Origin of the sequence: Vibrio maritimus (assembly GCF_021441885.1) — a bacterium.
Taxonomy (GTDB): Bacteria; Pseudomonadota; Gammaproteobacteria; order Enterobacterales; family Vibrionaceae; genus Vibrio; species Vibrio maritimus_B.
The window spans coordinates 3,098,937-3,120,215 of sequence record NZ_CP090438.1 but is presented as its reverse complement, the minus strand read 5'-3'; the positions used below and the strand labels follow the sequence as shown (position 1 = coordinate 3,120,215).

Here is a 21,279-nt window from a genome sequence, read left to right as displayed (position 1 = left end):
CACTGCTCTTATTTTTCTAATTCCAGATAAGTGTAATGGTGCATATGTTTGTGGTCAATAGTCATACACTGATAATTATGATAATTACGAGTAAATTACCTGCATATCACATTTTGCAGTGAAATTAACCACTCCTTTCAACAGAAGCCGTTAACAGTTGAATAGTAGAAGAGGGGATTAATGACTGAAAAATTCCCATGTACTCGATTTTTATCATGTGTAAGAAAGTGATACTATGGCGCGCTAATTGGCAAGGTGGTGCTGTTTTAGCAGCGGGTCTCTGATGTTTTATACTGTATGAGGCGACGCATGGCTGAGGCCACGTTTGTTATATCAACCTACTAACATCGAGATAGATATGAAACATACAGTAGAAGTCATGATCTCTGAGCAAGAAGTTCATGAGCGCGTACAAGCGTTGGGTAAAGCGATCACTGAACACTATAAAGGCAGCGAAGACCTAGTGATGGTTGGTTTGCTTCGTGGTTCGTTTGTATTTATGGCAGACCTAGCTCGCGCTATCGACTTGACACATTGCGTGGATTTTATGACGGCTTCTAGCTACGGCAACACCATGGAAAGCTCTCGCGATGTACGTATCCTTAAAGATCTTGATGACGATATCAAAGGCAAAGACATTCTGCTTGTTGAAGATATTATTGATACAGGTAACACGCTAAACAAGGTCAAAGAGATCCTGTCTCTACGTGAGCCAAAGTCGATTGAGATCTGTACCTTGCTTGATAAGCCATCTCGTCGCGAAGTGGATGTCGATGTTAAGTGGATTGGCTTTGAAATCCCTGATGAGTTCGTTGTAGGTGTGGGTATCGATTATGCTCAGAAATATCGTCACCTACCTTACATTGGTAAAGTCGTTCCTCAAGAGTAATCTCTTAAGGCTGATTTAAAAAATGCCCACCTCAATGAGGTGGGCATTTTGCTATTTTATGGTGTTTGTACTTTTGAGTTACTTGCTCACTTCAGTACTTAGAATCTTCGCCATGGCCGCTTGATAGTTGACCTCAAGGCTTTCTCGGCTTGAACAGCGCACACCCAAGTCTTGCAATTTGCCATCGCCGATGCCATACACGACACCGTGCACTTCGACATCTTGTCCTCGTTCCCACGCATTCTGCATGATGGTGGAGTTGCCTAGGTTGTATACCTGCTCAGCAACGTTAATCTCACAGAGCTTATCGCCCCACATCTCACGAGGCATCTCGCCTAACCAGTTTCTGTGTTTTAGGTACAAATCGCGTATATGGAGCAGCCAGTTATTGATAAGCCCAAGTTGCGGGTTATCGATCGCGGCATTAACGCCACCACATCCATAGTGACCACACACAATAATGTGCTTAACCTTGAGAACGTCAACGGCATATTGAACGACAGACAAGCAGTTAAGGTCGGTGTGAATAACTTGGTTGGCAACATTACGGTGAACGAATAGTTCACCAGAGTACAACCCAGTCAGCCGCTCTGCGGGGACGCGGCTATCTGAACAACCGATCCACAAAAAGCCAGGGCTTTGGCCCTCTTCAAGTTGGGCGAAATACTCAGGGCGTTCAGATTTGATCTCCTGAGACCACTTTGAGTTGTTGTCAAAAAGTTGTTTGATTTCCGGCATGGTACTTCCCTTCAATGATTCGCCACACTATACACAATGTTACAAATCGAATCTCGCAAAAAAGGTGTCAAAATGTACTCATCTGACGTGTTCATGCGTCTAAAATCAATTAGTTAACGATTTAGTGACAATTGGTTTATAAGTTATGAATTTTAAACTTCATTTAATAAATATTAACTCGGCGTCACATTTGTTAACCTAAATCAATTTTTTGGTTATTTCTCAGGGATAGTAATGAAGTTAGGACGTCGATTTGAAGATATTAACCTAAAAGGAGATGTGTTTGGCGGTGTAACCACAGCGATCATCTCCTTACCACTCGCGCTGGCGTTTGGTGTTGCCTCTGGAGCAGGGGCAGAAGCCGGACTATGGGGCGCAATCATGGTGGGGCTATTTGCTGCTTTGTTTGGTGGCTCCTCCACATTGATTTCTGAACCAACAGGTCCTATGACCGTAATCATGACTGCGGTATTGACCAGTATGATGGCGAAATATCCTGAAACAGGATTAGCCATGACGTTCACCGTAGTCATGATGGCGGGCGTGTTTCAAATATTGCTCGGCACACTGAAGTTGGGTAAATACGTCACCCTCATGCCTTATAGTGTTGTCTCTGGCTTTATGTCGGGGATAGGGGTTATTCTGATCATTCTTCAGTTGGCCCCTTTGCTTGGACAAGCTGCGCCAACAGGAGGCGTAGTGGGTACGCTTACCGCGATCCCAGAGCTGCTATCAAATGTGGATTTCGCTGAGCTGTTTCTTGGCGCACTTACCTTAGCGATTTTGTTCCTACTTCCTAAAAAGTATCGTCAGCACGTACCGCCACAACTGGTGGCACTGGTTGCCGTGACATTGTTGTCAGTGCTGTTTTTTGACGATGGGACGATAAGACGCATTGGTGAGATCCCTGCTGGTCTTCCCTCTCTCGTAATACCTCACTTCAACGCAGAAATGTTCACTGAAATGATCATCGATGCGCTGGTGCTTGGTACTTTGGGTTGTATCGATACCTTGCTAACGGCGGTTATTGGCGACTCTCTGACTCGTAAAGAGCACGACTCAGACAAAGAGCTGCGTGGGCAAGGCTTAGCGAACTTGGTTGCTGGTCTCTTTGGTGCGCTTCCTGGTGCTGGCGCGACGATGGGTACGGTGACTAATATCCAAGTTGGTGCTCGCTCTCCGCTGTCTGGCGTGGTGCGTGCGCTCGTTTTGGCACTTGTAGTACTGGTGGCAAGTGGATTAACCGAACCTATTCCGATGGCGGTATTGGCAGGTATTGCGGTATACGTTGGCTTTAATATTCTTGACTGGAGCTTTATTCAGCGCGCCCACAAAGTCAGCATCCCGGGTATGGCGATTATGTATGGCGTTATGCTGTTGACTGTGTTTGTTGACCTTATCGTAGCAGTAGGGCTTGGCGTCTTTATTTCCAATATCATTATCATTGAACGTTTGAGTCGCGAGCAAGCAAGGCAAGTGAAGGCGATCAGTGATGCAGATGACGATGATGTGCCATTAACCGACAGGGAACGCGGACTATTGGAACAGGCGCAAGGGAAAGTACTGTTTTTCTACCTGTCTGGTCCTATGATCTTCAGTGTATCGAAAGCGATCTCTAGGCAGCACTCAAGTATTTCAGACTATCAGGCGATGATCCTCGATTTGACGGACGTACCTATGATTGATGTGACTGTTGGTCTGGCTCTAGAGAATGCGATTAAAGATGCAAAAGATGCCCATTGTCACGTGTATCTGTTGTGTCCACATAGCAAAATAAAACAACAGTTGGACAAGTTCCATGTTATCGATTTGGTGCCTGATGACAATATCTATATAGAGCGGGAAAAAGCCCTCGAGGCTGCATGTGCCGCCACATCTTAATCTACTTGTAGAGTTATCATTAGCGAGTGTTGTTATCAGCACTCGCTTTTTTATATTCATTTTTTCTAATTGACTTGAAAAGTGGTGATTTCAGCATCATGTGTAGTACCATCAGATAACTTTTCGACATCATTGGAAATATCAAACTTTCCGATGAGTCAGATCTTAGCGGTAGGTATGGTCAGGTATGGTCGCGTTAGAAATAGAGCAGCTCAGAAAAACATACGCTGGTGGCTTTGAAGCACTCAAAGGTGTCAGTTTAACGGTGGAACAAGGGGACTTTTATGCTCTCTTGGGGCCCAATGGGGCAGGTAAGTCAACGACGATTGGCATTATCACATCACTAGTAAATAAGACTTCCGGCAAGGTGACCGTATTCGGGCACGATATCGACAAAGAACTGGAGTTGGCGAAACAACAACTGGGCTTGGTGCCACAAGAGTTCAATTTCAATCAGTTTGAAACCGTTGAGCAAATCGTACTTCAGCAAGCTGGCTACTATGGCGTTCCCAAAGATGTGGCGAAGCAGCGCGCTGAGAAATACCTGTCGCAGCTCGATCTTTGGGAGAAGCGTAGTGAACGCGCTCGCAACCTCTCTGGAGGCATGAAGCGGCGTTTGATGATTGCGCGTGCGTTAATGCATGAGCCCAAGCTGCTTATTCTTGATGAGCCGACCGCCGGTGTGGATATCGAACTGCGCCGCTCAATGTGGGATTTTCTTAAAGAGATCAACCGACAAGGCATTACCATTATTTTGACGACGCACTATCTCGAAGAGGCGGAGCTACTTTGTCGAAACATCGGCATCATTCAGCGCGGTGAGTTGATCGAGAATACCTCGATGAAAGCATTGCTGAACAAGCTACACGTAGAAACCTTCATTCTAGATATTGAAACGGATGCGCCAGTGCCTGAGTTAGAAGGCGTTAATGCACAGCAGGTCGTCAACGGGTCGTTGGAGATCGAGATTGAAAAGACGCAAGGTCTCAATCACATCTTCACTCAGCTATCGGCTGCCGGTATCAAGGTGCTATCTATGAGAAACAAAGCGAACCGACTTGAAGAGCTGTTTGTCTCTATTGTTCGTGAACAGGCGGAGACGAAATAATGAATATGTACGGCTTGTATTGGACAGCGTTTAAGAGCCTGCTTACCAAAGAAATTAATCGCTTTACGCGCATTTGGGTTCAAACACTGGTGCCACCTGCAATCACAATGACCCTATACTTTATTATCTTTGGTAGCTTGATTGGCTCTCGCATCGGCGAGATGAATGGCTTTAGCTACATGGAGTACATTGTGCCGGGTCTGATCATGATGTCGGTCATCACTAACTCCTACTCGAATGTGGCTTCGTCATTCTTTAGTGCTAAGTTTCAGCGCAACATAGAAGAGCTCTTGGTCGCACCTGTCCCGAACTATATTATTATTGCTGGATTCGTTATGGGCGGCGTGGTTCGTGGTCTGTTGGTCGGCGCTATCGTAACTTTGGTGTCCTTGTTCTTTGTGGACCTGCAAGTAGAGCACTGGGGCATTATCATTGCGACAGTATTTTTAACCTCAGTGGTCTTTTCGTTGGGTGGGCTTATCAATGCCGTTTTTGCGAAGACCTTCGATGATATCTCGATTATTCCAACATTCGTGCTAACGCCTTTGACCTATCTTGGTGGGGTGTTCTATTCGATAAGTCTGCTGCCTGAGTTTTGGCAAGGTGTGTCCAAGATCAATCCTATCGTCTACATGGTCAATGCATTTCGTTACGGTTTTCTTGGTGTGTCGGATGTGGGGATTGTGACATCTTTTGGCGTACTCTTGGTGTTTATCGTGGTACTTTATGGGGTAGCCCACCATCTGGTAACAAAAGGTATTGGCCTAAGAAGCTAAGCGAGATTGCGAGAGGCTTTGGTTGATTATCTTAGTGACCAGAGACTAGCAGCAAGTCAACGATAAGTGGTGGCCTAGGCCGCCACTTTTGTTATGAGTCGAGACAAGGACGACAAATGCAACTGCCCGCAGAACTACAACAAAGCGCTCAACAAGCGTTCACACAACTACAAGAAACTTACTCTGATTTTTCTCAATGGTCTGAGCAACAGCAAGCTCAACTCAAGCAAGTTGTCGCGATGAGTCAGTTTGTGAAAGACGCATTGCAAAAAGATGAGGCGCTGTTTCAATCTTTTCCAGAGATGCTTACCCACACAAGTCGCGAAGAGCATTACCGTGATCGCCTTGCCAGCGAGTTGGATTCGTGTGCTGTAGAAGCCGATGGTCATCGCGTGCTGCGCCGATTCCGTAATCGCGAGATGGCGTACATCGCTTGGCGTGATTTCTTAAATGACTGGACCCTAGATGAAAGCCTTAGCCATCTCTCTATGCTGGCAGAGGCGATGATTTTTGAAACCTACCAATGGCAATATAAAGCGTGTTGTCAGGAGTGGGGTACGCCTTGCAATAGTGCGGGCGAGGCTCAACCAATGCTGATTATTGGTATGGGTAAGCTTGGCGGTGGTGAGCTTAACTTTTCTTCGGATATCGATCTTATCTTTACTTACCCAGAAAATGGCGAGACGCAAGGAGCAAGACGATCGATTGCCAACGCGCAGTTCTTTACTCGACTTGGTCAGCGCATCATTAAAGCGCTTGACCAGCAAACCTTTGATGGCTTTTGTTATCGCGTCGATATGCGTTTGAGACCTTTTGGAGAGAGCGGCCCGCTTGTGATGAGCTATGCAGCGCTAGAAGACTATTACCAAGAGCAAGGGCGCGATTGGGAGCGCTATGCCATGGTCAAAGCGCGAGTCATGGGGAGAGAAATGTACCCCGAGTATCAAGAGCTTCGTCAAATGCTGCGCCCGTTTGTGTTCCGCCGCTATATCGACTTTAGCGCGATTCAGTCGCTGCGCCGAATGAAATCGATGATCAGCAGCGAAGTACGTCGTCGTGGCTTGGGCAACAATATCAAACTCGGTGCTGGTGGTATTCGTGAGGTGGAGTTTATCGCGCAAGTGTTCCAGCTCATTCGCGGGGGACGTGAACCAAGCTTACGTGGTCGCGGTCTCTTGGAGACACTCGAGGCGATAAACACCCTCAAGCTGCTTGATGCAAAGGAAGTTGAGCATCTGCAACAGGCGTATCGTTTCTTACGTCGCCAAGAGAATTTATTGCAGGCAATGGCGGATAAACAGACCCAGACGCTACCAGATTGTCAAAGTGAGCAATTGAAACTTGCCTTTGCAATGGGGTTTGAATCGTGGGATACCATGCTCAAGCAGACTGAGCAGCACATGCTCAATGTTCACCATGTCTTCGCTAACTTGATCGGTGAAGAAGATGACGAAGAGGCGGATCCTATTGCCAAGCACTTTCATGAACTTTGGGACATGGCTGGGCGTGAGGGCGTGATTGCGCATATCCTTGAGCACGATCTTCAGGTGGAAAATCCCGAAGAAAAGCAAAATGTGATCCTTCAGTTTAAAGCCGATCTTGCCAAGAAAACACTGGGCCCTCGAGGTCGTGAGGTTCTCAATAGGCTGATGCCAAAGATCTTCAGTGCGATTTACAGTAACAAAGATGCGGAGTTTGGCTTGCCACGAGTTCTGCATGTTCTGCACCGTATCGTCACTCGCACCACCTACTTAGAGCTACTTGATGAGCACCCTGCGGCGTTAACTCAGTTAGTTCGCTTGTGTACGGCGAGTCCAATGATCTCCGAGCAACTTGGGCGTTATCCTATCTTGCTTGATGAGTTGCTTGATCCGGCCCATCTCTATAATCCAGTCCCGCTTGAATCTTATAAGACGGAGCTACGTGACTATCTAGCTCGTATTCCTGAAGAGGATATGGAGCAGCAGATGGAGGCGCTAAGACAATTCAAGCAGACCTGTATTTTACGGATTGCTGCCGCAGACATTGCAGGCGTGCTACCCGTCATGAAGGTGAGCGACCACTTGACCTATCTGGCGGAAGCTATCGTTGAAGCTGGGATCAACCAGGCCTGGCAGCAAATGGCGGCGAAGTATGGAGAGCCTACTCACCTTAAAGATCGCGGCAGCAAAGGCTTTGCTGTGATTGGCTACGGAAAAGTCGGGGGTTGGGAGCTAGGTTACAACTCGGATCTTGATATCGTCTTTATGCACGATTGTCCTGTCAGCGTGTATACCGATGGCAAGAAAGAGATTGATGGTCGTCAGTTCTATCTGAGGCTGGCGCAGAGAATTATCCATATTTTCTCAACGAGAACGGCGTCAGGTATTCTCTATGAAGTGGATACTCGACTTCGCCCTTCGGGCGCTTCGGGTCTTTTGGTGAGTCCAACCGATGCGTTTGATGAATATCAACATAACGATGCCTGGACTTGGGAGCATCAAGCCTTGGTAAGAGCGCGCATGATCTATGGCGATCAGGCTCTTGAGCAGGCCTTTAGTGGGACGCGCAATGACATCCTATGTAAAGTACGCGACAAAGAGACGCTCATAGGCCAAGTCGTCGATATGCGTATAAAAATGCGTGACCACCTAGGCGGTAAGAAAGCTGGGCGCTTTATGCTTAAGCAAGACCCTGGTGGTATCACAGATATTGAGTTTTTGGCTCAATATCTCGTTCTACAATTTAGCCACGAAAAGCCTAAGCTTACACGATGGTCAGACAACGTGCGTATTTTTGAGTCGATGATGGCGCAAGGTGTCATGGAAGAAGAGCAAGCAATGGCGTTAACGCAGGCTTATACCACGCTGCGTGATGAAATCCATCACCGAAACTTACTGAATCTCGATGCCGATGTGGCAGAGGATAAGTTTGAATCCGAAAAGGCGATTGTGATTCAGGCTTGGAATGCCTGGCTAGGTTCAAAATAATTGAATCAATGTCTTTGAGTAAAACGCCATGTTTTAGTAGTGAAACCAAGAGTTGTGCTACTATCCCATCAAAGGCTTAGTCAGAAAAAGCCATAAATAGATAATGAATGAGAAGGGGCAGCGGCGCCTTCTCATACTCAATTGGAGTGAAGAAATGAAACCCATCCTACCGAATTACAGTGATTCTGGCGTATTGATTGTCGGCGATGTCATGCTTGACCGCTACTGGTATGGACCGACAGGACGAATTTCACCAGAAGCGCCTGTACCTGTAGTGAAAGTAGAAAACAACGAAGAACGCCCTGGTGGCGCGGCTAACGTGGCAATGAATATTGCGTCACTGGGTGGTCACGCTCATACTATCGGCTTGGTTGGTATGGATGAGCCAGCAAAAGTACTGACAGAGACTCTGACGTCTCTTAAGGTAAAGTGTGACTTTGTTGCGCTTCCAGACTATCCGACGATCACCAAATTGCGTGTATTAAGTCGTGGTCAACAGCTGATCCGTTTGGACTTTGAAGACAAATTCGAAAACACCGACCCTGAGTTAGTGCTTGCTAAGATGGAACAAGCACTGCCAAACGTGCGCTCAGTGATCCTTTCTGATTATGCCAAGGGTGCCCTTGAGCATGTCCAAAGCTATATCCAGAAGGCAAAAGCCGCTGGTGTACCTGTGTTTATCGACCCTAAAGGTGCAGACTTTGAGCGTTATCGTGGTGCGACTCTGCTTACCCCAAACATGGCCGAGTTTGAACATGTTGTTGGTAAAGTAAAAAATGAAGAAGAGCTGATTGAAAAGGGTCATGCACTTATCGAGAAGTTCGACTTTGAAGCGCTACTTGTGACTCGCAGTGAGCACGGTATGACGCTACTGCGTCGCGATCAAGAACCTTTCCACCTGCCAACTCAAGCAAAAGAAGTGTACGACGTAACGGGTGCTGGTGATACGGTAATCTCTGTACTTGCTGCCTCTGTTGCTGCGGGTAAACCACTTGATGAAGCGTGTGCGCTGGCAAATGCGGCTGCGGGTGTTGTGGTTGGTAAATTGGGTACCTCAACGCTTTCAACGATTGAACTCGCGGAAGCCGTACACGGCAGCCAAGATACAGATTACGGAGTGATCACTGAGCAAGCGCTTATCGAAGCTGTTGCTAAGGCGCGCGCAAAAGGTGAGAAGGTGGTTATGACTAATGGCTGCTTCGATATCTTACACGCAGGTCACGTATCTTATCTCAATCACGCCGCAGAGCTTGGTGATCGCTTGATCGTTGCTGTAAACACAGACGAATCAGTCCGTGAGCTCAAAGGCCCAGGTCGCCCCGTTAACCCAACAGATCGCCGTATGGCGGTATTGGCTGGTCTTGGTGCTGTTGACTGGGTGGTGCCTTTCTCTGAAGAGACACCGCGCCGTTTGATCTCAGAAGTACTGCCGTCTCTGCTTGTTAAAGGTGGTGACTACAAACCAGAAGAGATTGCGGGTGGTAAAGAAGTGATTGCCGCTGGTGGCGAAGTCAAAGTACTTAACTTTGAAGATGGCTGTTCAACGACGGAAATCATCGAAGCGATTAAAGGTGGTAAGGGCTAAGCGCCTCTTACTGACTACCAGTGACACGGATAACAAAAAGGGACGCGATAGCGTCCCTTTTTAATTCAATCGTATCAATTAGTTGTCTTTCTTAAGACCCGCATTGATGTCTACGATATCTTGCTCAGATAGAGTACCTACTGATTGGCGTAGGTTAAGTACGCTGACAATGTAATCGTAGCGAGCATCAGACAAGTTACTTTCTGCATCGTAAAGCGCCTGTGTCGCTTCTAGTACGTCAACGATAGTACGCGTACCTACATCAAAACCTGCTTTGGTTGCCTCTAGTGCTGATTCAGCAGAGATAACGGTTTGCTCAAACGCGCGAATTGCGCCGATTGATGAGTTGATGTTGTTGTTATTCGCACGAACGTTACGAACCACAGAGCGGTAAGTTTGCTCTAGCTGCTCACTTGCTTCAACGTAAGCGAACTCTGCCTGTTTGGTTTGCGAAGTAATGTTACCACCAGTGTATAGAGGCACAGACAGGTTGATACCAGCATTGAATGCATTGATATTCTCTGATGGACCGCCATAACGGCTGTTGTTACTGTTACGCTCGCTATCGTATCCATAACCACCGTCTAGTGTTAGCGTCGGTAGGTGACCAGAGCTTGCTAATGTAATGTTGTCTTTAGCAATATCTTGTCCGATACGTGCCGATAGTAGATCTAAGTTTTTCGACTGCGCTTCCTCTAGGAAGAAAGTCACACTTTGCTCTGGGCGCGCTGCTGAGAAGCGGTCAGTATCAAGAATATCAATGTTCGTGTGTTCTTGGCCGGTGATCTCACGCAGTGCTTCGTATTGGTTTAACAGGTTGTTTTCTGCCACAACTTCATCTGCCAACACTCGGTCATACTGAGCTTGAGCATCGTGTACGTCGGTAATCGCCGATAGACCAACCTCAAAACGCTGCTTAGTCTGCTCTAGCTGACGAGCAACCGCTGCTTTGTTAGCACGAACAGATTCTAGGTTGTCTTTTGAACGCAGCACTTCAAAGTACGCTTGCGCTGTACGAAGGATTAGGTCTTGTTGAGCTGCTGCATATTGCGAGTCTGCTTGACGCGCTGTTTTTTCTGCAGTGTCCAAAGTGATCCAGCTGGCACGGTTGTATAGCTCTTGAGAAAAGCCCACACCGGCAGTTAGGTTGGTACTATCTTGAGGATCAAAGTCTGATGCAGTGAAATCAAGACCTGCAGTAAGGTTGATCTGTGGTAATAGTGTTGCACGAGCAGAATTGATCGCTTCAAATGCACGATCACGCTGAGCGGCTGCACGAAGCAACTGAGGATCGTTTTGTTTAGCTTGATCGTAGATCTCTGTTAGGGAGTCGGCCCATGTTGCTGCACTTACGCTTCCTAATGCAGCTGTAATAAAGAGTGGAAGCAGTTTTTTCATTTGTCCTAATCCTGCCTAGTAATACTAATAAAGGTATGATTCACAGTTTAACTTAAAATGACCGTAATTCACTCGAAACTTTGCACTTTTTTACGCATCCTCACCAAAAATTGAGACAAATAATTAACCAGAATCAAATTTATTTTGAATTTTTACGTAAAAAATTGAACCGCGTCCTTGGTAGTCGTTGTATTCCTTGAGTAAACTATAAGATTCACTGTAACTTGAGGTCCGCTATGAGAAACGCACTACAGTCTGGTGATAAGTATACGCCCGATGATGTCGACATTGTGTCAAAAGAGACCGTTTTTAAAGGCTTTTTTGAAATGGTGCAGTTTCGCTTCAAGCATAAACGTTTTGAAGGCGGCTGGAGTTCAGTGATTGACAGAGAAATGTTTGTTCGCGGTGAAGCCGCAGCAATGCTCCCTTACGACCCCGTTCGTGACCAAGTGGTCCTAATCGAACAGATTCGGGTTGGGGCTCTAGAACATGAAAGCCCATGGCAGATGGAAATTGTTGCCGGTATTGTCGATAAGAAAGAGAGTATTGAAGAGCTCGTTTGTCGAGAAGCGGTCGAAGAGGCGGGTGTCGATGTAAAGAATCTCGTGCCGATCACGCGATACTACCCTTCTTCGGGTGGGTGCAATGAGAGAATTTCGGTTTTCGTCGGCCAGGTTGATGCGACTCAAGCGTCTGGCGTCCATGGTTTAGAGAGTGAGGGGGAAGATATTCGTGTCAGTGTCGTATCTCGAGAGCAAGCCTATCAAATGATAGAGAGCGGCGAGATTGAAAACGGTGCGTCCATCATCGCTCTACAATGGTTACAACTAAACTATCAAAAGCTAAAACAGCAATGGTAGAGGGAATTTTTTATGGCTCGTGTTGTCGATACTAATTCGTATCATGTTGATCTAGCAGAGCTAATGCGCATATATGAGACGAACTATGCAAAGCTGAATCGTCTAATTCCAACCGCTCCAGAAGTCGGGGATGTGCGCTGTTATCAAGCGGGATCGCTCACCTATCAGTTAGAGGTGAGAGAAGTGACGAAGTACACAACATTGGTTGAAATTTTCCAAGATGATGAGCTTCCTGTTTTTCCTTTGCCTAAAATGACCGTGAGGCTTTATCACGATGCGAAGGTTGCAGAAGTCTGTGATTGCGAAAACGCTTCTCGAGTTCAAGCACGATACGATTATCCCAATGCAAAAATGCATCAGAAGGATGAAAAGTTTCAGTTTAATCAGTTTTTGAGTGATTGGCTGACGTTTTGCTTAAAAAATGGCATTAGTCGAGCTCCGATTATGTATCGTAGCTAACGAAGAATTATAAGTTCAGGTTTTTAATATTTTGAAGACAACACCCAGTGATGAATCTCAGTTAAGTAGCGTTAGGTTGCTGCAATTAACGGACACGCATCTGTTTGCGCCTCATGATGGTTGCTTGCTGAGTGTTAATACCCAAGACAGTTTTCATGCCGTTGTGGCCGAGGTGATTCAACAAGGAACTCAGTTTGAAGCGCTGCTCGCCACCGGTGATATTTCTCAAGACCATACCGAAGCGTCATACCAAAAGTTTGTCGCGGGTATAGAGCCTTTGGGATTGCCTTGCTATTGGCTACCAGGCAACCATGATTACAAACCGTGTATGAACAGTGTAGTAAGCACACCGCTCATTCAGGATGTCACTCATGCGCTTTTAGGAGAGCATTGGCAGGTTTTATTGTTGGACTCTCAAGTAGTCGGTGTCCCACATGGTCGACTTAGTGACAGTCAGTTGGATTTCTTGGAGCGTAAGCTAACAGAGCATGCCAACCGACACACCTTGGTCCTACTGCATCATCATCCGCTGTTAGTAAACAGTGCGTGGCTCGATCAGCACTCTTTGAAAGATGCGCACGAGTTTTGGCAGGTAGTGGATAAGCATGACAATGTGCGTGCTGTATTGTGTGGTCACATCCATCAGGAAATGGATGTGATTCGCGAGGGCGTTCGAGTGCTTGCAACCCCTTCGACCTGTGTGCAGTTTAAACCTAACTCGAATGAGTTTGCGCTTGATACCCGTGCACCAGGTTGGCGTGAACTCGAGCTTTGCTCAGATGGTACGGTGAATACAGAGGTCAAACGCTTACCACATGGTTCATTCCGTCCTGATTTTAATGCGGAAGGCTACTAATGAGTACCAAAAAGCCACTACTACTTTATATTCATGGTTTTAACAGCTCGCCACAGTCATTCAAGGCGCAAGTCATGATGGACTATTGCCGCGAACATCGACCAGACATTAAAGTAGTGGTGCCGCAAATGCCATGCTTTCCCCAGCAAGCGGCGGAGTATCTGCAGCAACTGATCGAAACGTATCAAAGCGAGTTCCAAATTGCGCTTGTGGGCAGCTCTTTAGGTGGCTACCTTTCGACTTGGCTAAATAATCTATATGGGTTTAAAGCGGTGTTGATTAACCCAGCCGTAAAGCCTTATGAACTGTTGTTGGATTACCTTGGTGAGCAGCAGAACCCCTATACACATGAACGTTACTTTCTAGAAGCCAAGCATATTGATGAACTCAAAGCGCTAGAGGTGAATGAGCTAACTTCGCCACAGGATTTTTGGCTACTGCAGCAAGAGGGTGACGAGGTGCTAGATTATCGCCAGGCGGTGAGTAAGTATCGTGAAAGTAAGCAAACTGTTGAAGAAAATGGCGATCATAGCTTTGTGGGCTTCGAGCGATTCCCTGAACAGATAATCTGCTTCTTATCCCTGTAAGCGATGCTTTTTTCGTCTCCGCTTGAGGAGACAGTCATAATTTTCCCCCCAACTTCTGCGTGAAACTTGACAACACTGGCGTTGAGCCAGACTATGATACGTCTGTACTTGCGCGTAAGTCTCGGAACTGTGTATCAATTCACCGAGCGAACTGCGATCTTCCATCGCACACTATTTTTGCTGCTAAGTATCAATCATTATTTTGAGTAAAATTTCCGTATTATGACAGAACAATATAATGCTGGAGCCATTGAGGTTCTCAATGGTCTTGAGCCAGTACGTCGCCGACCAGGGATGTATACGGATACAGCGCGCCCAAACCATTTGGGCCAAGAAGTTATCGATAACAGTGTCGATGAAGCGCTAGCCGGACATGCCTCTAAGGTACAAGTCATTCTGCATGCCGACCAATCGTTAGAAGTTATCGATGATGGTCGTGGTATGCCCGTCGATATTCACCCTGAAGAAAAGATCTCGGGTGTTGAACTGATTTTCTGTAAGTTGCACGCTGGTGGTAAGTTCTCGAACAAGAACTATCAATTCTCGGGCGGTTTGCACGGTGTTGGTATCTCTGTAGTAAACGCATTGTCCAAGCGCGTTGAAGTTGCCGTACGTCGTGACGGGCAAGTGTATGAGATGGCGTTCGAGAACGGTAATAAGGTTCAAGAGCTGACGGTCACTGGCACTTGTGGTCGACGTAATCGCGGCACCAGTGTTCACTTCTGGCCAGATGCAAGCTACTTCGATTCTGCTAACTTCTCTGTTACTCGACTGGTTAACAATCTCAGAGCGAAAGCGGTTCTTTGTCCTGGATTAGAAATCACCTTCAGCGACAAAGTGAACGGTAAAGACTACAAGTGGTATTACGAAGATGGTCTAAAAGACTATCTAGCGGAAGGCGTCAAAGGTTATGCCGTACTGCCTGAAGCACCGTTTACCGGTGAATTCTCAGCGGAAACCGAAGCGGCAACTTGGGCGGTCATTTGGCAGCCTGAAGGTGGTGAGATGATCACCGAAAGCTACGTAAACTTGATCCCGACTGCTCAGGGTGGTACCCACGTAAATGGTCTGCGTCAGGGCTTGCTTGATGCGATGCGTGAGTTTTGTGAGTTCCGTAACTTACTGCCTCGTGGCGTTAAGCTTACCGGTGATGATGTTTTTGAGCGTTGCTCGTATGTCTTGTCTATCAAGATGCAAGATCCGCAGTTCGCGGGTCAAACCAAAGAGCGCCTCTCGTCGCGCCAATGCGCAGCGTTTGTCTCTGGTGTGGTTAAAGATGCGTTCAGCCTGTGGCTAAACGAAAAACCTCAACTTGCAGAGCAGCTTGCTGAAGTCTGTATTGCTAATGCCCACCGCCGTATGCGTGCCAGCAAAAAGGTGGTTCGTAAGAAGGTCGCTTCAGGTCCTGCACTGCCAGGTAAGCTGACCGATTGTTCACAGCAAGATCTTAACCGCACCGAAATCTTCTTCGTGGAGGGTGACTCGGCGGGTGGTAGTGCCAAACAGGCACGTGATCGTGAGTTCCAAGCGGTGATGCCACTGCGCGGTAAAATCCTTAATACCTGGGAAGTCTCGGCTGACCAAGTGCTCGCATCACAAGAAGTGCATGATATCTCCGTGGCGCTTGGCATCGACCCTGATACCGAAAACCTTGACGGTCTTCGCTACGGTAAAGTCTGTATCCTTGCCGATGCGGACTCGGATGGTCTGCATATTGCCACGCTACTCTGTGCCCTATTTACTAAGCACTTCCGCTCTCTGGTTGCAGCTGGTCACGTCTATGTGGCAATGCCGCCTTTGTATCGAATCGACTGTGGTAAAGAGGTGTTTTACGCCCTCGATGATGACGAGAAGGATGGCATTTTAGAGCGCCTTAGTAAGAAGAAAGCGAAGATCAACGTTCAGCGATTCAAAGGTCTAGGTGAGATGAACCCGCTTCAACTGCGCGAAACCACGATGGACCCGAATACACGCCGTTTGGTGCAACTGACCATTGATGATGACGAAGCTACCAATGAAATGATGGATATGCTGCTTGGTAAAAAGCGTGCGGACGATCGTCGTAGCTGGCTACAAAACAACGGTGACATGGCTGAGGTATAACAATGTCGACTGAAATGTCTTTTGATGGCGTAGAACAGCTGCCTCTGCGAAAGTTCACTGAAGACGCCTATCTGAATTACTCAATGTACGTGATTATGGATCGTGCATTGCCTTATATTGGCGATGGTCTAAAGCCTGTTCAGCGCCGCATTATCTATGCGATGTCTGAGCTTGGTCTCTCGGCATCGGCGAAATACAAAAAATCAGCTCGTACGGTTGGTGACGTTCTAGGTAAATATCACCCACACGGTGACTCAGCCTGTTATGAAGCCATGGTATTAATGGCTCAGCCATTCTCTTACCGTTATCCGCTGGTGGATGGTCAAGGTAACTGGGGTGCGCCGGATGATCCGAAATCGTTCGCTGCGATGCGTTATACCGAAGCAAAACTGTCTAAGTTTGCTGAAGTACTGTTAGGTGAGTTAGGTCAAGGCACGGTCGAGTGGCAGCCAAACTTCGACGGCACCATGAAAGAGCCGAAGATCCTACCTGCACGATTGCCGCATATCTTGCTGAATGGCATCACCGGTATCGCCGTTGGTATGGCAACAGATATTCCGCCGCACAACGTTCGTGAAATTGCCAACGCAACGATCCATCTTATCGATAAGCCAAAATCTGAGCTTGCCGAGGTCATGGAGTTTGTGAAAGGACCTGACTATCCAACGGAAGCTGAAATCATCTCACCGCAAGCCGATTTAGAGAAAATCTATCGTACGGGTCGTGGTAGCGTGAAGATGCGTGCTGTTTGGCATAAAGAAGGTGCAGAGATTGTCATTACTGCGCTGCCGCATCAGGTATCTGGCGCGAAGCTTCTGGAGCAAATCGCGAACCAGATGCGTGCGAAGAAACTGCCAATGGTGGACGATCTTCGTGATGAGTCGGATCATGAGAACCCGACGCGTATCGTCGTGGTACCGCGCTCAAACCGTATCGATTGTGATCAGTTAATGAACCACTTGTTCGCATCGACGGATCTTGAGAAAAACTTCCGTGTAAACCTCAATATGATCGGTCTTGATAATCGCCCACAAGTGAAAGGTCTGCTGCAGATCTTAACGGAGTGGATCGAGTACCGCCGTGAGACAGTGCGTAAGCGTCTTCAGTATCGTCTAGATAAGATCCTTGCTCGCCTGCACATCCTGGAAGGTTTGTTGGTTGCTTACCTAAACCTAGATGAAGTGATTGAAATAATCCGTACTGAGGATGAACCAAAAGCGGTGCTGATGTCGCGCTTTGGTATCACGGACATTCAAGCGGATGCGATCTTAGATACCAAGCTTCGTCACCTGGCTAAGCTGGAAGAAATGAAGATCCGTGGTGAGCAGGAAGAGCTTGAGAAAGAGCGCGAGAAGCTAGAGAAGCTGCTTGGCTCTGAGCGTCGTATGAACACGCTACTTAAGAAAGAAATTCAAGCGGACGCTGAAAAATACGGTGATGACCGTCGCTCTCCAATCGTTGAGCGTGCAGAAGCGAAAGCAATGACTGAGCGTGATCTTGTTCCGAGTGAGCCAATCACAGTTGTGTTGTCTGAAAAAGGCTGGATTCGCCACGCTAAAGGCCATGATGTCGATGCGAGTGGCCTCAACTATAAAGCGGGTGATAAGTACCTTGCCTCAGCCCGAGGTAAGAGTAATCAGCCAGCGGTCTTCCTCGGAAGCGATGGCCGAAGCTACTCGCTCGAGTCACACTCTCTACCGTCAGCACGTAGCCAAGGTGAACCAATTACAGGTCGACTAAACATTAATGCGGGCTCAAGTATTCGTCAGGTCGTGATGGGTGAAGAGAGCCAGCTTTGGTTGGTCGGCTCAGACGCGGGCTACGGTTTTGTTTGTAAAGGCAGTGACTTACTGTCAAAAAACCGCAGTGGTAAAGCGTTAGTGACGTTGCCTCAAGCGGCGGAAGTAATGACACCTGCAATGGTTGGCGATCTTGAGTCCGATGAGATTCTGGCGATTACTAACCAAGGTCGAATGCTGCTGTTCCCGATTAAAGACTTGCCTCAGCTTGGTAAGGGTAAGGGTAACAAGATCATCAATATTCCGTCGGCGAAGGCTAAGGCGCGCGAAGAGTTTGTTTCGCATCTGATGGCGCTGCCTCAAGGTACATCAATCACCTTGTATGCCGGTAAGCGTAAGTTAGGGTTGAAACCAAGTGACCTAGACAACTTCCGAGGCGAACGCGGTCGTCGTGGCGGCTTGCTACCAAGGGGTCTTCAGCGCGTGACTCGTATCGAAGTTGAAAGCAATGACGCACAAGAGACGCCGACTGAAGAATAAATTCAGTAGGTAATAAAAAACCTCCGACTTGTCGGAGGTTTTTTTATGGTTATAGCTTTATACGCGGCTTATTCTCGGCTGTCTTCGCCTACCGTGATCGGTAAGGTAATCTCTTTACCATCACGAAGCAGCTTGGCTTCTACTGTGGTACCCGGTCTTAAATCGGTAACCAAATCGAGCACACCTTGACGTCCGTTAAGCTTATTGCCATCAATCATCAAGATAATATCCTGAACTTGAATACCCGCTTTTGCTGCAGGTCCTTCGGGGTCTAGGCCTAGTACGATAATGCCACCGATATGCTCGTTTCCTAGCAGGCGAGCCGTCACAGAATTAATGTCTTGCCCATCAACCCCAATGTAACCACGAATCACACGTCCATCCGCTATGATCTTTTCCATAATCTTGCTTGCGAGCTGATAGGGAATAGCGAAAGAAATGCCGTAGGTCTCAAGGTCAGTGGCTTGCTGGAATGAAGCGGTATTGATGCCAACCAGTTCACCACGTGTATTAACTAAAGCGCCACCGGAGTTGCCTTGGTTGATCGCGGCATCAGTCTGGATAAAGGCTTGAATGCCCCCTGCACTAATCGAAGAGCGACCTGTTGCCGATATGATGCCAAATGTGGTTGTTTGCCCCAGGTTGTAGGGGTTACCAATCGCGAGAACTACATCGCCTACCTTAGGTGAGTAACTCGGGTTTAGCGGGATAACAGGCAGGTTGCCACCTTCTATTCGCAACACAGCGATATCGGTACGCTGGTCTTTACCAACTAGCTGGGCCGCTGCCACGCGTCCATCTTGCAGCGCGACGATGATTTGGTCTGCGTTAGCGACAACGTGATAGTTGGTAATGATGTACCCTTTGTCGCTAACAATAACCCCTGAACCCAAGCCTTGAGTCGCGAGCGTTGTGCGGTCACTTTCTTTATACTGACGACTGTAGATATTGACCACGGCAGGGGCCGCTTTACGGACTGCTTGGTTAAATGAGATCTGTTCGGTCGTATCATACTCAGGTTGAGAAGCGAGATTATTCGGTATGATGTTTTGTCTGAGGGAAGGAACCGCAAGTAGCACGAGTAGCGCTGTAATGAGACCCATAGATACAGAGCGGATGAGAAAGTTCAGCATTGTTCCCTCTAGTTGAATCGGAATTTGAGCCGCTATGTCGGAATTCGCAAACGGTTACCTTCTTAACTTAGTATTATCTGAGAGTCAAAACGAGATAATTTTTTGATACTAACCGAAAAAGTTCTGATAAGCACAGCTGTGGTGCAAAGGATATCATTTCTGCTGCAGATAATAAAAGAGCAGCCTCTATTCGGCTGCTCTATGACACAAAATTAACTCAGTCTATTTGTCGTTAACGTACAACGAGGTAAATGGTTCTGTCACCACGCTGTATGTTTAGAGCAAGTACACCAGGTTTCTTCTCTAGGATCTTACGCAGTTCACCCACGTTTTTCACTCGAGCGCGGTTAACACCGATGATAATGTCACCTTGTTGCAACTCATATTGAGCCGCCGCTGAGCCTTCCTCGACAGATTTCACTTTGACGCCTTCAACTGGATCGCTGCTGTCGGTGTTAGCAAACTCTGCACCCGTTAAGCCTTCGTGAAGTTTGTCGGCTTTGGTGATGGTTTTCGCTGCCTCTGATAATGTCACATCGTAGGACTTCTCTTTGCCGTCGCGAACGATACCTAGCGTCACGGTTTTGCCAGCACCCAAGGTGGCGACTTTTGCTCTAAGCTCGCTAAACGTAGAGATTTTCTTACCGTTAACAGAGACAATGATGTCACCGGCTTCAAGGCCCGCTTTGTCCGCAGCGCTATCAGGAATGACTTGGCTAACGAATGCACCTTTACTCGAGTTGTAACCCAGCGCCTCCGCGAGCTCAGAGGTGACTTCTCCGCCTTGTACACCTAACATGCCGCGTTTCACTTCGCCAAACTCAATGATCTGGTCTGTGAGGTTTTTCATCATATTAGATGGAATCGCAAAGCCAATCCCCACGTTTCCACCGTTAGGACCGAGAATCGCAGTGTTGATGCCGATGAGCTCACCATTAAGGTTCACCAACGCGCCACCAGAGTTACCACTGTTGATCGCAGCATCTGTTTGAATGAAGTTTTCAAAGTTTTCTAGGTTGAGCCCGCTGCGCCCAAGGGCTGAAACGATACCTGAGGTAACTGTTTGACCGAGTCCAAATGGGTTACCGATTGCAACGGTAAAGTCACCGACGCGAAGTTCGTCTGAGTCCGCGACCTTAATTTCGGTGAGGTTCTTGGCACCATCGACCTTTAGCAGCGCGACGTCTGACATTTCATCGCCGCCAACCAGCTCAGCATCGAACTCACGTCCATCGCCAAGTTTGATACGAATCTCTTCCGCACCATTAATCACGTGGTAGTTAGTGACAATATAGCCTTTGTCCGCATCGACAACGACACCAGAGCCGAGACCTCTAAACGGTCGCTCTTGAAGCTGTTCGGTTGGGAAGTCAGGGCCGAAGAAGAAGCGAAACTGCTCTGGCAATTGCTGTCGAGAAACTTGTGTACCCTCCACTGCAATACTGACGACAGCGGGTGTCACCTTTTCCAGCATAGGGGCTAGACTAGGGAGCTGTTCGCCGTTTACGGACAGCGGTAATGCAGCGGTTGCAGGTAGTGGGGCGATGATTGCACTCAGACTTAACGAAAGGACAGTTAATGCAAGTACTGGTTTTTTCATCATAAAACTCCTCTTTGGATCAGTAAGGTTTATGACTCAACGAAAGTTGTAAAGTTCA

At 47.5% G+C, this 21,279-nt stretch carries 16 protein-coding genes; 12 read left to right on the top strand and 4 right to left on the bottom strand.

The window, feature by feature from the left end; genetic code table 11:
• Nucleotides 1-358 precede the first annotated feature (358 nt).
• Nucleotides 359-889: a hypoxanthine phosphoribosyltransferase gene (gene hpt, locus LY387_RS14160; RefSeq protein ID WP_042475879.1), complete on the top strand. Its 531-nt coding sequence runs from the start codon at nt 359-361 to the stop codon at nt 887-889.
• 78 nt (nt 890-967) lie between these two features.
• Here hpt and can read toward each other — a convergent pair whose 3' ends face one another.
• Nucleotides 968-1,627 carry a carbonate dehydratase gene (gene can / locus LY387_RS14155; protein ID WP_234494567.1) on the bottom strand — a complete coding sequence of 220 codons (660 nt, stop codon included), beginning with the start codon at nt 1,625-1,627 and terminating at the stop codon, nt 968-970.
• 234 nt (nt 1,628-1,861) lie between these two features.
• Between can and LY387_RS14150 the strand changes: the two genes are divergently transcribed.
• From LY387_RS14150 to hldE, 5 genes are all read left to right on the top strand, one after another.
• Nucleotides 1,862-3,508 (top strand): SulP family inorganic anion transporter, encoded by a 1,647-nt coding sequence (locus tag LY387_RS14150; protein WP_234494566.1) that lies wholly within the window; start codon nt 1,862-1,864, stop codon nt 3,506-3,508.
• 187 nt (nt 3,509-3,695) lie between these two features.
• Entirely contained in the window at nt 3,696-4,616 is a 921-nt protein-coding gene (locus LY387_RS14145) for an ABC transporter ATP-binding protein (RefSeq protein ID WP_234494565.1), read from the top strand.
• Nucleotides 4,617-4,621: 5 nt separating this feature from the next.
• Nucleotides 4,622-5,392, top strand: coding sequence for an ABC transporter permease (locus tag LY387_RS14140; RefSeq protein ID WP_042476118.1), 771 nt, complete (start codon nt 4,622-4,624; stop codon nt 5,390-5,392).
• A 116-nt stretch (nt 5,393-5,508) separates the two neighbouring features.
• The gene (gene glnE, locus LY387_RS14135; protein ID WP_234494563.1) at nt 5,509-8,361 is read left to right on the top strand and encodes a bifunctional [glutamate--ammonia ligase]-adenylyl-L-tyrosine phosphorylase/[glutamate--ammonia-ligase] adenylyltransferase; all 2,853 of its coding nucleotides are present in this window, start codon (nt 5,509-5,511) and stop codon (nt 8,359-8,361) included.
• A gap of 154 nt (nt 8,362-8,515) precedes the next feature.
• Nucleotides 8,516-9,946: a bifunctional D-glycero-beta-D-manno-heptose-7-phosphate kinase/D-glycero-beta-D-manno-heptose 1-phosphate adenylyltransferase HldE gene (gene hldE / locus LY387_RS14130; protein ID WP_234494562.1), complete on the top strand. Its 1,431-nt coding sequence runs from the start codon at nt 8,516-8,518 to the stop codon at nt 9,944-9,946.
• Nucleotides 9,947-10,024: 78 nt separating this feature from the next.
• Here hldE and tolC read toward each other — a convergent pair whose 3' ends face one another.
• A complete protein-coding gene (gene tolC / locus LY387_RS14125; RefSeq protein ID WP_234494561.1) occupies nt 10,025-11,344 on the bottom strand; it encodes an outer membrane channel protein TolC in 1,320 nt (439 codons plus the stop codon).
• A gap of 236 nt (nt 11,345-11,580) precedes the next feature.
• On the opposite strand from tolC, the gene nudF reads away from it, so the two are divergent.
• The 6 genes from nudF to parC all read left to right on the top strand — a co-directional run bounded on the left by nudF (nt 11,581) and on the right by parC (nt 18,488).
• Nucleotides 11,581-12,204 carry an ADP-ribose diphosphatase gene (nudF, locus tag LY387_RS14120; RefSeq protein ID WP_234494560.1) on the top strand — a complete coding sequence of 208 codons (624 nt, stop codon included), beginning with the start codon at nt 11,581-11,583 and terminating at the stop codon, nt 12,202-12,204.
• 12 nt (nt 12,205-12,216) lie between these two features.
• Complete coding sequence (locus LY387_RS14115) at nt 12,217-12,663, top strand: DUF1249 family protein (protein WP_042475892.1); 447 nt, start codon at nt 12,217-12,219, stop codon at nt 12,661-12,663.
• A gap of 31 nt (nt 12,664-12,694) precedes the next feature.
• Nucleotides 12,695-13,519 (top strand): 3',5'-cyclic-AMP phosphodiesterase, encoded by an 825-nt coding sequence (cpdA, locus tag LY387_RS14110; protein ID WP_234494559.1) that lies wholly within the window; start codon nt 12,695-12,697, stop codon nt 13,517-13,519.
• On the top strand, nt 13,519-14,106 hold the full coding sequence (gene yqiA, locus LY387_RS14105) for an esterase YqiA (RefSeq protein ID WP_234494558.1): 588 nt from the start codon (nt 13,519-13,521) through the stop codon (nt 14,104-14,106). Before cpdA ends, yqiA begins: the two co-directional genes overlap by 1 nt.
• A gap of 222 nt (nt 14,107-14,328) precedes the next feature.
• On the top strand, nt 14,329-16,209 hold the full coding sequence (gene parE, locus LY387_RS14100) for a DNA topoisomerase IV subunit B (protein ID WP_234494557.1): 1,881 nt from the start codon (nt 14,329-14,331) through the stop codon (nt 16,207-16,209).
• A gap of 2 nt (nt 16,210-16,211) precedes the next feature.
• A complete protein-coding gene (gene parC / locus LY387_RS14095) occupies nt 16,212-18,488 on the top strand; it encodes a DNA topoisomerase IV subunit A (protein ID WP_234494556.1) in 2,277 nt (758 codons plus the stop codon).
• Nucleotides 18,489-18,556: 68 nt separating this feature from the next.
• Here parC and degS read toward each other — a convergent pair whose 3' ends face one another.
• Nucleotides 18,557-19,621, bottom strand: a complete 1,065-nt coding sequence (gene degS / locus LY387_RS14090; protein ID WP_234494555.1) for an outer membrane-stress sensor serine endopeptidase DegS — start codon at nt 19,619-19,621, stop codon at nt 18,557-18,559.
• A gap of 232 nt (nt 19,622-19,853) precedes the next feature.
• On the bottom strand, nt 19,854-21,221 hold the full coding sequence (locus LY387_RS14085; RefSeq protein ID WP_234496129.1) for a Do family serine endopeptidase: 1,368 nt from the start codon (nt 21,219-21,221) through the stop codon (nt 19,854-19,856).
• Between the last annotated feature and the right edge of the window lie 58 nt (nt 21,222-21,279).

Coding starts and splice junctions, on each gene's coding strand:
- hpt (WP_042475879.1), top strand. CDS start 359: ATGAAACATACAGTAGAAGTCATGATCTCTGAGCAAGAAGTTCATGAG.
- hldE (WP_234494562.1), top strand. CDS start 8,516: ATGAAACCCATCCTACCGAATTACAGTGATTCTGGCGTATTGATTGTC.
- can (WP_234494567.1), bottom strand. CDS start 1,627: ATGCCGGAAATCAAACAACTTTTTGACAACAACTCAAAGTGGTCTCAG.
- degS (WP_234494555.1), bottom strand. CDS start 19,621: ATGCTGAACTTTCTCATCCGCTCTGTATCTATGGGTCTCATTACAGCG.
- yqiA (WP_234494558.1), top strand. CDS start 13,519: ATGAGTACCAAAAAGCCACTACTACTTTATATTCATGGTTTTAACAGC.
- LY387_RS14140 (WP_042476118.1), top strand. CDS start 4,622: ATGTACGGCTTGTATTGGACAGCGTTTAAGAGCCTGCTTACCAAAGAA.
- parE (WP_234494557.1), top strand. CDS start 14,329: ATGACAGAACAATATAATGCTGGAGCCATTGAGGTTCTCAATGGTCTT.
- LY387_RS14085 (WP_234496129.1), bottom strand. CDS start 21,221: ATGAAAAAACCAGTACTTGCATTAACTGTCCTTTCGTTAAGTCTGAGT.
- LY387_RS14150 (WP_234494566.1), top strand. CDS start 1,862: ATGAAGTTAGGACGTCGATTTGAAGATATTAACCTAAAAGGAGATGTG.
- tolC (WP_234494561.1), bottom strand. CDS start 11,344: ATGAAAAAACTGCTTCCACTCTTTATTACAGCTGCATTAGGAAGCGTA.
- nudF (WP_234494560.1), top strand. CDS start 11,581: ATGAGAAACGCACTACAGTCTGGTGATAAGTATACGCCCGATGATGTC.
- LY387_RS14145 (WP_234494565.1), top strand. CDS start 3,696: ATGGTCGCGTTAGAAATAGAGCAGCTCAGAAAAACATACGCTGGTGGC.
- LY387_RS14115 (WP_042475892.1), top strand. CDS start 12,217: ATGGCTCGTGTTGTCGATACTAATTCGTATCATGTTGATCTAGCAGAG.
- glnE (WP_234494563.1), top strand. CDS start 5,509: ATGCAACTGCCCGCAGAACTACAACAAAGCGCTCAACAAGCGTTCACA.
- parC (WP_234494556.1), top strand. CDS start 16,212: ATGTCGACTGAAATGTCTTTTGATGGCGTAGAACAGCTGCCTCTGCGA.